Annotated in this window: 10 protein-coding genes; 3 read left to right on the top strand and 7 right to left on the bottom strand. The window is 73.7% G+C overall.

Annotation, left to right across the window (positions count from 1 at the left end):
• Window positions 1-21: 21 nt before the first annotated feature.
• From ettA to ACZ5GH_RS24910, 3 genes are all read left to right on the top strand, one after another.
• Window positions 22-1,686, top strand: coding sequence for an energy-dependent translational throttle protein EttA (gene ettA / locus ACZ5GH_RS24900; protein WP_387757831.1), 1,665 nt, complete (start codon window positions 22-24; stop codon window positions 1,684-1,686).
• 127 nt (window positions 1,687-1,813) lie between these two features.
• On the top strand, window positions 1,814-2,257 hold the full coding sequence (locus tag ACZ5GH_RS24905) for an acyl-CoA thioesterase (protein ID WP_387757833.1): 444 nt from the start codon (window positions 1,814-1,816) through the stop codon (window positions 2,255-2,257).
• A 29-nt stretch (window positions 2,258-2,286) separates the two neighbouring features.
• Window positions 2,287-2,979, top strand: a complete 693-nt coding sequence (locus ACZ5GH_RS24910) for a hypothetical protein (RefSeq protein ID WP_387757834.1) — start codon at window positions 2,287-2,289, stop codon at window positions 2,977-2,979.
• A gap of 60 nt (window positions 2,980-3,039) precedes the next feature.
• Here the strand turns inward: ACZ5GH_RS24910 and ACZ5GH_RS24915 are convergent, their stop codons facing one another.
• From ACZ5GH_RS24915 to ACZ5GH_RS24945, 7 genes are all read right to left on the bottom strand, one after another.
• A complete protein-coding gene (locus tag ACZ5GH_RS24915; RefSeq protein ID WP_387757836.1) occupies window positions 3,040-3,444 on the bottom strand; it encodes a globin in 405 nt (134 codons plus the stop codon).
• A gap of 119 nt (window positions 3,445-3,563) precedes the next feature.
• Window positions 3,564-4,700, bottom strand: a complete 1,137-nt coding sequence (locus ACZ5GH_RS24920) for an ABC transporter permease (protein ID WP_387757837.1) — start codon at window positions 4,698-4,700, stop codon at window positions 3,564-3,566.
• Window positions 4,697-5,614 carry an ABC transporter ATP-binding protein gene (locus tag ACZ5GH_RS24925; RefSeq protein WP_401111628.1) on the bottom strand — a complete coding sequence of 306 codons (918 nt, stop codon included), beginning with the start codon at window positions 5,612-5,614 and terminating at the stop codon, window positions 4,697-4,699. The genes ACZ5GH_RS24920 and ACZ5GH_RS24925 overlap by 4 nt, the downstream gene beginning before the upstream one ends.
• A gap of 199 nt (window positions 5,615-5,813) precedes the next feature.
• A complete protein-coding gene (locus ACZ5GH_RS24930; RefSeq protein WP_387757839.1) occupies window positions 5,814-7,094 on the bottom strand; it encodes an FHA domain-containing protein in 1,281 nt (426 codons plus the stop codon).
• Between the two features lie 73 nt (window positions 7,095-7,167).
• A complete protein-coding gene (locus ACZ5GH_RS24935) occupies window positions 7,168-8,523 on the bottom strand; it encodes a vWA domain-containing protein (protein ID WP_387757841.1) in 1,356 nt (451 codons plus the stop codon).
• Window positions 8,524-8,632: 109 nt separating this feature from the next.
• Window positions 8,633-9,970 (bottom strand): protein phosphatase 2C domain-containing protein, encoded by a 1,338-nt coding sequence (locus ACZ5GH_RS24940; protein WP_387757842.1) that lies wholly within the window; start codon window positions 9,968-9,970, stop codon window positions 8,633-8,635.
• A 3-nt stretch (window positions 9,971-9,973) separates the two neighbouring features.
• Entirely contained in the window at window positions 9,974-12,580 is a 2,607-nt protein-coding gene (locus tag ACZ5GH_RS24945; RefSeq protein WP_464335266.1) for a serine/threonine-protein kinase, read from the bottom strand.
• Window positions 12,581-12,584 lie beyond the last annotated feature (4 nt).

Here is a 12,584-nt window from a genome sequence, read left to right on the forward strand (position 1 = left end):
ACGACGCCGGAGCGATCTCACGTGGCGGAATACATCTACACGATGCGCAAGGTGCGCAAGGCTCACGGAGACAAGGTCATCCTTGACGACGTGACGCTCAGCTTCCTCCCCGGAGCGAAGATCGGCGTCGTGGGCCCCAACGGCGCCGGTAAGTCGACCGTGCTGAAGATGATGGCCGGTCTGGAGCACCCCTCCAACGGCGACGCCTTCCTCTCGCCCGGCTTCACCGTCGGCATGCTCCTCCAGGAGCCGCCGCTGGACGAGTCCAAGACCGTCCTGGAGAACGTCGAGGACGGCGTCAAGGAGATCAAGGGGAAGCTCAACCGCTTCAACGAGATCGCCGAGCTGATGGCGACCGACTACTCGGACGCCCTGCTGGACGAGATGGGCAAGCTCCAGGAGGACCTGGACCACGCCGAGGCCTGGGACCTGGACGCCCAGCTGGAGCAGGCCATGGACGCCCTGGGCTGCCCGCCCGGCGACTGGCCGGTCACCAAGCTCTCCGGTGGCGAGAAGCGCCGCGTCGCGCTCTGCAAGCTGCTGCTGGAGGCCCCCGACCTGCTGCTGCTCGACGAGCCCACCAACCACCTGGACGCCGAGTCGGTGAACTGGCTGGAGCAGCACCTGGAGAAGTACAAGGGCACCGTCGTGGCCGTCACCCACGACCGGTACTTCCTGGACAACGTCGCCGAGTGGATCCTGGAGCTCGACCGCGGCCGCGCCTACCCGTACGAGGGCAACTACTCCACCTACCTGGAGACCAAGCAGTCGCGTCTCAAGGTCGAGGGCCAGAAGGACGCCAAGCGCGCCAAGCGGCTCAAGGAGGAGCTGGAGTGGGTCCGCTCCAACGCCAAGGGCCGCCAGGCGAAGTCCAAGGCCCGTCTGGCCCGCTACGAGGAGATGGCGGCCGAGGCGGACAAGATGCGGAAGCTGGACTTCGAGGAGATCCAGATCCCGCCGGGCCCGCGCCTGGGCAGCGTCGTCATCGAGGTCGAGAACCTCAACAAGGCCTTCGGTGAGAAGGTCCTGATCGACGACCTGAGCTTCACCCTGCCGCGCAACGGCATCGTCGGCGTCATCGGCCCGAACGGCGCCGGCAAGACCACCCTGTTCAAGATGCTCCAGGACCTGGAGACCCCGGACAGCGGCACGGTCAAGGTCGGCGAGACGGTCAAGATCAGCTACGTCGACCAGAGCCGCGCCAACATCGACCCGAAGAAGACCCTCTGGGAGGTCGTCTCCGACGGCCTGGACTGGATCAACGTCGGCCAGGTCGAGATGCCGTCCCGCGCCTACGTGTCGGCCTTCGGCTTCAAGGGCCCGGACCAGCAGAAGCCGGCCGGCGTGCTCTCCGGCGGTGAGCGCAACCGCCTGAACCTGGCGCTCACCCTCAAGCAGGGCGGCAACCTGCTGCTCCTCGACGAGCCCACCAACGACCTCGACGTCGAGACGCTCTCCTCGCTGGAGAACGCCCTGCTGGAGTTCCCCGGCTGCGCCGTGGTCATCTCCCACGACCGCTGGTTCCTGGACCGGGTGGCCACCCACATCCTCGCCTACGAGGGCGAGAGCAAGTGGTTCTGGTTCGAGGGCAACTTCGAGTCGTACGAGAAGAACAAGATCGAGCGGCTCGGCGCCGACGCCGCCCGTCCGCACCGGGCCACCTACAAGAAGCTGACCCGAGGCTGACACCCAGCCGTCACGACGGCCCGGCGGACCGCCCTGCGGGGCGGCCTGCCGGGCCGCGGCCCGTCGCCGCCGTCCGCCGCACCGGCGGTGCGCGGCGGCGGGCGACCGGACACCGAGGAGAACTCCCGTGGCTCGCCACATCTACGCCTGCCCGCTGCGCTGGTCCGACATGGACGCCTTCGGGCACGTCAACAACGTGGTCTTCCTGCGCTACCTGGAGGAGGCCCGGATCGACTTCATGTTCACCCAGGCCGCCGCGGCCGGTGCCGGGGAGTTCGCGGGCGGCTCGGTGGTGGCCCGCCACGAGATCGACTACAAGCGCCCGCTGGTGCACCGGCCCGAGCCGGTCACCATCGAGACCTGGGTGACGAAGATCGGCGGCGCCTCGCTGACCGTCTCGTACGAGATCAAGGACGTCGCCGAGGACGGTGAGGACATCGTGTACGTCCGGGCGTCCACCGTGGTCGTCCCCTACGACCTGGCCGAGGGCCGGCCGCGCCGGATCTCGCCGGTGGAGCGGGAGTTCCTCGGCCGCTTCATGGACGAAGAGCCGGTAGTCGCCACCGTCTGACCCCACCTGACGATTCGGACTGAACCGCTGTGACCATCACCGCCCGTCTCGCCCTGACCGACACCGGGGAGGCCGCCGACCTCTCCGCCTTCCTGCTGCGCCTGCTGCGCTTCGACCGGGCGGCGGCCGTCCGGCTCCAGGCGGTGGGCCCGGGCGAGGGGGACGGCGTGCTGGCGGTCTTCGGGCGGCTGCCGCTGGGCGGTTCGGGCGCGCTGGCGATCCGTACCGTGCGGTTGGACGGACTGGACGAGCCGGTGGACCTGACCGTCTCGGCGGGTCAGCTGCTGGACGGCGTGGACGCCGAGGCGGGCGCCGTCGCGCTGCCCGCGCCGGTGACCGGCCCGGCCTGGGCCGGGCTGCTGCCGCCGCGCACCGGCTGGCGGCCGGTCGGCGCCCCGCCGGTGGCCGAGGTGTACCCCGAACTCATGGCCGGGGTGCGGGAGTTCCGCGAGCGCAGCGAGGCCGTCCCGGCGCACCACCGGACCCGCGCGGTGCTGGACGCGCTGGCCGACGAGATCTGGTCCCGCCCGGTCACCGTGCTGCCCGAGCTGCCGCTGCGGGCGCCGCACGCCGCGTACGTGATCGGCTTCCTGAAGCCCGGCGCCCCGCTGACCGTGCACCGGGCGGGCGGCTGGCTGCGGTTGAGCGCCCCGGCGGGCTCGGTGGCGGTGCGCACCACGGCCGCGCCGGGCGCGGGGCTGGGGCTCAGCCCGGTCCGGTGACCCCGGGGGCCCGGCTTGGGTTCGTCCCGGGGTGGTGACCCCCAGGGGCCCGGTGGGGGCTCAGCCCGGGGTGTTGATCATCGAGGCGGCGGCGTAGGTCAGGTACTCGAGCAGCTGCTGCTCGTGCTCGGCCGGCAGCTCCAGGCTCGCCACGGCCGCCCGCATGTGGGTGAGCCAGGCGTCGTGCGCGGCCTTGTCGACCTTGAACGGCGCGTGCCGCATCCGCAGTCGCGGATGGCCGCGCCGGTCGCTGTAGGTGCGCGGGCCGCCCCAGTACTGCATCAGGAAGAGGGCCATCCGCTCCTCGGCCGGCCCGAGGTCGTCCTCGGGGTACATCGGCCGCAGCAACTCGTCCTCGGCGATGCCTTCGTAGAACCGGTGGGCCAGCCGCCGGAAGGTCGGCTCACCGCCGACCTGGTCGTAGAAGGTCTCCTCGCTCAACGTGCCTCGCCGGATCTCTCTCACCCGACCATGGTCGCAGACGCCGACGGGGTCGTACACCGGGACCAAAGGCGTACGACCCCGTCGGGACCGGACCGGCGGACGCCGGCCGAGGGCGTCGCATGGACGTCAGGGGAGGAGGGTCAGTCCTCCCAGCGGAACAGCTTCCAGGAGATGCCGGTCAGCACGGCCGCGAAGAGCAGCAGGCCGCCCATGGTCGGCACGGCGTCCATGACGCCGCCGCCGCGGGTGAGCACCGACTGGGCGGAGTCGACCAGGTAGTGCAGCGGCATGACCTTGGAGACGGCCTGCAGCCAGTCCGGGGCGCCGTCCATCGGGAAGAACGAGCCGGACAGGAACGACATCGGCAGCACGATGATCTGCGAGATGCCGTTGGCCGCCTCCTCGGTCTTGGCGACCGAACCGGCCAGCAGGCCGATCGACATGAAGGCGAGCGTCGCGCAGGCCACCAGCGGGATGATCAGCCACCAGTTCCCGGTGAGCTTGAGCCCGAAGAAGCTGGTCGCGACCACCAGGAAGACGGCGGTCTGCAGGAACGCGGTCAGCAGCGAGACCAGGACCCGGGAGCTGACCACGGTTCCCGCGCTGATCGGTGCCAGTCGCAGCCGGCGCAGCACCTTGGTCTTGCGCCAGTTGACCAGCGTCAGCGCCGCGCCGAACACCGCGCCGGTGGCGACGGCCCAGCCGAGCAGGCCGGGGGTGAGGAACTGGATCGGCTTGAGCGACTTGTCCTCGACCTGCTGGGAGTCCAGCACGAAGGCCGGCTTCTGGCCGGTGGCCGCCTGGTTGGCGCTCTGGACCACCGAGTTGAGGATGCCCTGGAGCGCGCCGGCGCGGACCTGGTCGGCGGCGGTGTAGCGCAGCTCGACCTTGCCGTCCGGGCCCTGCTTGATCAGCGCGTCGTAGTCGCCCTTGCGGACCTTCTCCAGCGTGGCGGCCTCGTCGTCGGTCTTCGTGATGGTGAGGACCTTCTCCAGCCCGGCCCGGTCCTCGCCCTGGATCGAGTCGAACAGCTTCACCGCGCCGACCTGCGCCACCTTGGCGTGCGGGCTGCCGGAGCCCTTGGTCACGGCGCCGAAGAACACCAGGAACACCAGCGGGAACAGCAGGATGAAGAAGGTCGCGGTGCGGTCTCGCTTCATCCCGAGCAGCATGGCGCGGGACAGGCTCCAGAACGCGCTGACCCGCTCCCGCTCGCCGGTGGCCGGGCCGCCGCGCCGGGCGGGGGCCTGCGGCTCGGTGGGAAGGGTGGCGGTCATGCGCGGAACTCCCGTCCGGTCAGCTGGAGGAAGACGTCCTCCAGGGTGGCGCCGCGCACTTCCAGGCCGCGCAGCGCGTTCTGCTCGGCCAGGACGCTGAGCACCGGGGCCGGAAGGCGGGTGGAGACGGAGAGCGAGACGGTGTCGTCCTCCAGGGTGGCGATGTCCGCGCCGGCCGCGGTGAGCAGCTCCCGGGCCCGGTCCAGCGGGAGCTGGCCGGAGGCCACGCTGATCCGGACGGTGTCGTCGATCTCGCGGATCAGCGCCGCCGGGGCGCCGGTGTGGAGGATCTTGCCGTGGTCCATGATCGAGACCCGGTCGCAGAGCACCTCGGCCTCGTCCAGGTAGTGCGTGGTCAGCACGACCGTGCGGCCCTCGGCGTTGATGTCCCGCAGGAGGTCCCAGAGGTTGCGCCGGGACTGCGGGTCCAGACCGGTGGTGGGCTCGTCCAGGAAGACGAGCTCCGGGTCGTGGGCCAGTGCGCAGGCGATCGACAGGCGCTGGGCCTGGCCGCCGGACATCTTGTCGGTGTGGGTCTCGGCCTTCTCCGAGAGGCCGACCCGCTCCAGCATCGCGTCGGCCCGCTTGGGGCCGACCCCGTAGAACGACGCGAAGGTGCGGATGGTCTCCCGGGCCGTCAGTTTCCGGAAGAAAGCGGTCGCCTGGAACTGCACGCCGATTCGCGGCAGCAGTTTCGGATTGCGCGGCCAGGGCTCCATGCCCAGCAGCTGGATCCGGCCCTCGTCAGGCTTCCGAACGCCTTCCAGGATCTCCATCGTGGTGGTCTTCCCGGCCCCGTTGGGGCCCAGGATCCCGTAGAACTCGCCGGCCTCGACGGTGAAGGACACCCCGTCGACAGCCTGCACATCCCCGTACCGCTGGCGGATGCCGTCAGCGGATATAGCAGCAGTCATGTGCCCTGAGCCTAGGGGTTGTGAAGCCTCCTGTGCACGTCGGAGCCGACGAATTTGCGGATATTTTGAGGAACGGGGAAACAAAGCCGGGCCGGGCGGATGTCTAATTCCGCCCGGCCCGACCGGAGTTGTCACTGACCGGCCATCAGAAAATCCTTCGACGGTCTTTCAGCGGACGCCGTTTCAGCCGGCGGCCCGGTCAGCCCCGGTGCACGGTGATGGTGGTCCAGGCGCCGATGTGGATCCGGTCGCCGTCGTTCAGCGGCACCGCGGTGTGCGGGGTGACCGGCTCCGCGCCGCCGTTCATGGTGGTGCCGTTGGTCGAGTCCTGGTCCACCAGCACCCAGCTGCCGTCCGCCTGTTCGGCGAGCAGCGCGTGCTGGTGCGAGGCGCCCGGGTCCTCCGGCGGGACGGACAGGTCGATCTCCGGCACCGTGCCGCGGTGCTGGCTGCGCCGTCCGATCCGCAGCTGGCCGCGGCCGGTCAGCGGGATCCGGCGCTCGGGGCAGTACGGCGGGAAGAACAGGCCGGCCGCCTCGGGGCCGCTGCGGGCCATCATCTCGGTGAAGTAGTCCCGGTCGGCCGAGACCACGGCGATCCAGTTGGCCCGCACCGGCTCGGCCGCAACGGGTTCCTGGGGCTGCTGGGGCTGCTGGTGCTGCGGCGGGGCCAGGTGGAAGGAGGTGCCGAAGTCGCCGCCGCGGCTGTTCGGGCCGGGGCCGGCCGGCTGGGCGTACACCGGGCCGGAGTCCTCGCGCACCGGGCTGTCGGGGAACGCGCCCTCCGGCGCGGACCCCTCCGGGCCGCCGGCGGGCTGGGCGGGCGGGTAGCCGTAGGTGTGCTGGTGCGCCGGGGCCTGCGGCTGCTGCGGTACGGGCGGGGCGACGGCCTGCTGGGCGGCCGGCGGCTGCCCGTACGGCGGCTGCCCGTACGGGTCCTGCGGCGGGGTGCCGCCGTACGACGCCGGGATGTTCAGCGGCGGCTGCTGGGCCGGGCCGGGCGGGGTGTGGCCGGCGCCGGGTACCTGGCGGCGCGAGGGCGTGGAGAGCTCGTAGTCGTAGCCGCACTCCTCGCAGAACCGTCCGGTCTGCGGGCTGCGGCAGATCGGGCAGACGACCAGGCCCGCGGTGAGGCCCTGCTGCCCGGCCTGCGGCGGGACGGCTCCGTGCGAGGGCACGGCCCCGTGCGGGGGCATGCCGCCGTGCGGCGGCGGGGGCGGCACGGTGCCGGGGGGCGGCAGGGGCGCCCCGGGCGGCGGGACGGCCCCCGGCGGCATCGGCGGCGGGGGCGGAGGCGCGCCGAAGGAGGCGCCGCCGTGCCCCGGGTATCCGGGGTGCGCGCCGGGCGCGGGGTCGCCCCCGGGCGCCCCCGGGTAGCCGCCGTGCGCCCCCGGGGCGGGGGCCGGCGGAGTCATCGGGAAGCCGCAGAAGTCGCACCAGTCCTCGGCCTGCGACTCGTGGCCCCTCGGGCAGATCGGCATCAGGTCCCCCTCGTTTCCGGCCGGCTCGGTGCGGCGTCGCGCCGGGGCGCCGGCCCGGTCACGTCTTCAGCGGTCACTTCTTCACACGTACCGTCTTGGTCGACCGGGTCTCAAGGGTCATCGAGTCGGCCTCGCTCACGTTCTTACGGAACCGAACCGTACCCTCCTTCGGGTCCACCACGTCCACCACCTTCTGGAGCAGCTTGTAGGTGCCGTCGTTCCCGGTCGCGTGGGCGATCCGGACGGCGGCGCCCAGCTTGGCGGTCGCGCGGTCGACGTCCCCGGCCCGGTGGGCCTCCAGGCCCTCCTGGATGGAGGAGGCGAGCTCGGCCTGCCCGGTGTAGTGGGCGACCTGCGGGCTGATCCGGGTGGAGGAGGCCAGATCGTCGGTCCAGACCGCCTTGACCAGTCCCTGGGTGAGCACCTCGGGGGTGCCGCCGGCGACCTGCTCGGGCAGCACCAGGCTGACCCGGGCGGCCAGCATCTCGTTGCCGACCGCGGCGGCCGGCACCTCGACGCAGACGTGGTAGTCGCGGCTCTCGTCGCCCCAGGAGCCGGTGGGGTAGTCGCCGGCCCGCGGGCCGGCGTCGGTGCGCCGGGAGGTCAGGTCCTCGACCGCGGGGGCGACCTGCTTGACGAACCTGACCGTGGCGTTGGCCGGGGTCCAGATCCGCAGCGCGACGTCGGCGACCTGCTTGCCCATCGCGCCGGCCATCATCGAGCGGAAGTCCTCGGCCAGGCCGGAGGGCTCGGCGACGATGTCGGTGGTGCCGAGCAGCGCCGAGGAGATCCGGCGCAGCTCGTCGATCCGCCAGTCGGTGCCCACGCCGCGGCAGTCGGCGGTGAAGTGGCCGGTCACCCGCTCGACGGTGCGGGCCAGGTCCTCGGCCGACTCGTGCTCGTTGTTGCCGTCGGTGAGCAGGACGGCGTGCCGGATGGCGATGTCGCGGCGGGTGAGGAAGAGCGTGTCGGCCTTGGCCAGCCAGGTGCCCATCGCGGTGCCGCCGGCCGCGGTGAGCCGGCGCAGCGACTCCTTGGCCTGCTGGCGGGTGGCGGCCGAGGCGGTGGCGAGGGTGCCGTCGCCGGGGTAGATGTCGCGGGCCTCGTGGGTGCCGGCGACCACGGCGAAGGCGGTGCCGTCGCGCAGCGCGTCGATGGCGGCGGCGGTGGCCTCGCGGGCGCCGTTCAGCTTGCTCTTGGGGTAGTCCATCGAGCCCGAGCAGTCCACCAGGATGACCACGGCCGCCGCGGTGCCGGCGCCCGCCGGGGTGGCGTCGGCGAAGCCGAGCGGCCGGCCGCCGGAGGTGCCGCCGCCGGTCGCGGTGACGGTGACGATGGCGTTGACCTCGCGGGCGCCGTCCGCCAGGTACTCGTTCTGGAAGATCTCCACGTCGAACCTGGGCAGGTTCGGCTTCGCCAGTGTTGCCATGGGGCGGTCGGCTCCCGTCGGGTGAGGGGTGGACGTGCTCAGGACGGTGGGGCGGCCCGCCGGACGGGCCGGCGGGCCGTGGTGCCGGAGCGTCCGGCGGGGTGGTCGGTCAGGCCGTCGGCGGGTGCGGCGGCTGCGGCGGGACGGGCGGTACGGCGGGCGGGGCGGGCGCCGCGGGGGCGGTCGGCGGGACGGGCGGAGCCTGGGGTGCGGGCGGAGCCGGGGGCACGGGCGGGGCCGGGGGCAGCGGGGCGGCGGGGGAGCCGATCACCGGGATGTCCGGCAGGGTCGGCTCGTAGGCCTCGTCGTCCTCCGCGGCCGGCGGACCGGCGGGCCGGGGGACGACCACCGGCAGGTCCAGCGCGGTCGGGCTCTGCTCGGCCTCCGCCACGGCGGCGGCCGGCGGGTCGATCGGCAGCACGGCGACGGTGATGTTGTCGTGGCCGCCGGCCGCGACGGCGAACTTCACCAGGGTCTGCGCCGTGGCGAGCGGTTCGGTGCGGGCGTCCGGGCGCACGTAGTACGCCAGGTCGGTGGCCGCCTCGGCGTAGTTCCACAGCCCGTCGGTGCAGATCAGCACCACCCCGGGGACGTGCGGGGTGAAGTCGAGGGTGTGCGGCACGACCTCCTCGGCGTCGGCGCCCAGCCAGCCGGTGATCGCGTGCGCGCGCGGGTCGGCGTAGGCCTCGGCCTCGCCCATCAGCCCGGCCTCGACCATCCGGGCCGCCCAGGAGTCGTCCTGGGTGAGCCGGAACGGCTCGGCGGCGGCGCGGTCGTCCGGGATCCAGTACGCCCGGGTGTCGCCGACCCACCCGATGGTGACCCGCCCGCCCGCGGCTATCGCGCTGACGTAGGTGCAGGCGGGCGCGTTGAGGTCGGGCCGGGTGGGGCCGGCGCCGTCGGTGGCGAGGTCGGCGACGGCCTGCGCGGCGTCGGCGATGGCCTGGCGCATCGCCTGGTTCGCGTCCCGGCCGGCCTCCAGGGCGGTCAGCAGCGACTCTGAGGCGGCGTCCACGGCCGTCTCCGAGGCCTCGTCCGGACGGTCGGAGGAGGAGACGCCGTCGCACACCACGGCGACCACGACCGGCTCGCCGCCGGGCAGCGAGGTCGCGGCGACGGTGAAGGAGTCCTCGTTGCGGTGGTGGCGCACGCCGCGGTCGCTGACCCCGGCGACGCCGCCGAGCGACTTCTCCATGTGGTCGCGCGGGCGCGGCTGGGCGCCGCCGCAGCCCTCGCAGTAGCCGTCCGCGGCGACCTGCGGCTGCCCGCAGTGCACGCAGACCGGACCGCGCGGCGACGGTACGGCCTCGCCGCGCGCGGCGGCCCAGCTGGTCGGCATCGAGCCGGGGGCCGCCCGGCCGTCCCGGCCGGTCCCGCAGGAGCCGCAGTAGGCGTCCTCCGGGTCCATCGGCTCCGAACAGCTCGGGCACTCGGTCTGCTGCGGCATCTGCTACACCCACGTCCTGGGACGGGCACGGTTGGCCCGTTCCACCATCTCGATCCTGGTCTCCGCCCGGTCGGCCAACCGGGCGAGTACCCGGTAGGACTGTTCCAGGGCGAAGCGCAGTTCCCGCTCCTGTGCGGGACGTCCCAGTACCACCAGGTCGGTGGCCCGCCGGCCGGCGGCCGCCTCGGCGCCGACCCAGCCGAGGGCCGCGTCGAGCACCTCGACTGAGAGCTCCTCGCGGCGGCGGGCGTCCAGCCGCAGCGCGGTCAGCTGCGCGGAGCTCGCGCCGAGGTCGGCGGCCAGGTCGTCGGTGGGCCGGCGCTCGCGCAGCCGGGCCCGGACGGCGGCGATCCGGGCGGCGGTGTACTGGCTGGAGGTGGCCGGGACGGTCTCCAGGACGCGGACCGCGCCGGTCCGGTCCTCCTCGGCCAGCCGGACCCGGGCCAGCCCGAAGGCGGCGCTCAGGTAGGCGTGGTCGGTGGCCCACACCAGCCGGTAGAACTCGGCCGCGTCGCCGCCGTCGCCGAGCAGTTCGGCGCAGACGGCGAGGGCCAGCTTGGGGGCGGCCTCGCCGGGGAAGGCGTCGTAGACCGCGTCGAAGGCCTCGGCGGCGATCCGCAGGGCGTCGGCGCGCCCCTCGGCCCGAGGCGTGTCGGACGAGCCGCCGACCAGTGCGGTCAGGCCGCGGTACCAGACCACCCGCCAGTCGTCCGGCTGGTCCCGCTCCAGCTCGGCGAGGCGGCCCACCGCCTCGTCGTGGCGGCCGAGTTCGAGCAGGGCGCGCAGTTCGCGCAGCCGGCTCTCCAGTGAGACGGCGGGTGCGGCGGCCAGCGCGGCGAGGGTCTCCCCGGGGTCGGGGGTGACCAGGACGGCCAGGAACCCGGCGTTGGGGTCGCCGGGGTCGACCCGGGGGACGGGCAGCGCGAGGGCGGCGGCGGCCGGGTCCAGCGGGGCCACCCGCAGCTGCCCGGGCTGCTCGGTGGGCAGGACCAACTCGGTGTCCACGACGCGTAGTTCGGGACCGAACAGGGTGGACGGCGCGGGCCGGGGCCGGTCGTCCTGGAGGGCCAGGACCTCGCGCAGCACGCCGGTGAGCTGGTCGGCCATCTCCTCGGCGGAGGCGAAGCGGCGCGCCGGGTCCGGGTCGGTGGCGCGGACCAGGAAGCGGTAGTACGACTCGTACCGGGCGAAGACCTCGACCTGCTCGGGGCCGGGCAGCGAGTCGCGGTAGGTGCCGCTGTAGCCCTGGAAGTCGAAGGTGAGCACCGCGAGGGTGCGGGCCACGGTGTACAGGTCGGAGGCGACGGAGGGGCCGTCGGTGGCGATCTCCGGGGCCTGGTAGCCGATGGTGCCGTAGATCGGGCCGTCGTCGTCGAGCCGGCGGACCGCGCCCATGTCTATGATCTTGAGCGCGTCGCCGCTCTGGATCACGTTGTCGATCTTGAAGTCGCAGTACACCAGGCCCCGGCCGTGCAGGTAGCCCAGGGCGGGCAGCGCCTCCAGCGCGTACGCGATCGCCTGCTCGACCGGCAGCGGCTCGCGCCGGCCGTCCTGGGTGCGGCGCTCGTTGGCGATGTCCTTGAGCGACTTCCCGCCGACGTACTCCATCACGATGTAGCCGTCGGTGGAGCCGGTGCGCAGGTCCGGGTGCTCGGCGAAGTTGATGATCCGGACGATGTTCGGGTGGTCCACCTCGGCCAGGAAGCGCCGCTCGGCGACGGCCACCGCGAGCGCGTCCTCGTCCCCGGTGTCCAACAGGCCCTTGAGCACCACCCACTTGTCGTTGACCCGCCGGTCCACCGCCAGGTAGATCCAGCCGAGCCCGCCGTGCGCCAGGCAGCCCACCACCTCGTACTGCCCGCCGACCAGGTCGCCGCGGCGCAGCTTGGGCGTGAACGAGTACGGCGTTCCGCACTTGGTGCAGAAGCCGTCCGGGCGGCCGGGGCGGCCGTTCTTCTCCCGGCCCACCGGGGCGTCGCACTTGGAGCAGAACCGCTTGCGCTCGGGCACCTCGGGGTCGGCCAGCACCGCCCGGGCCGGGTCGGCCGCCTCGACGGTGGGCACGGTGACCAGGCCGGCGCCCAGCCGGCTGCGGGTGCCCGCGCTGACGCCGCCCCGGGTGGAGCGGACCGAGAGCGAGCGGCCGCTGCCGGTGCGGGTGGAGCGGTGCGAGCGGGAGCGGCCGGACATCGAGCGGGCCGAGCCGGTGCGGGTCGACGCCGAGCGGGCCGAGCCGTGCGGGCCGGAGCCGGCGGAGACCCGGGCGGAGGGGACGTGGGGCCGGGTGGCGCCGGTGTCGCCGGCGGGCGGGGTCAGGCCGCACTCGTCGCAGTAGCCGTCCGGGTCGACGGTGCCGGAGCAGTCGCGCGGGCAGGGCGAACCGGGGCCGGCCGCCGTGGCCCGGAAGCCGGACGTCCCGGCCGCCCGGAGCGCCCCGGACGCCTGGAGCGCCCCGGCGGTCCCGGACGCCTGGGGCGGCGCGGCGGTCCCGGCCGCCGGGGGCGTCGGGGTGGTCCGGCCCGCCGGGGCGAGCCCGCACTCGTCGCAGTAGCCGTCGGCGTCGATCCTGCCGCTGCCGGAGCACTCCGGCCGTTCGCACGTCCCGCCCATCACC

Source organism: Kitasatospora sp. Xyl93 (assembly GCF_055383135.1).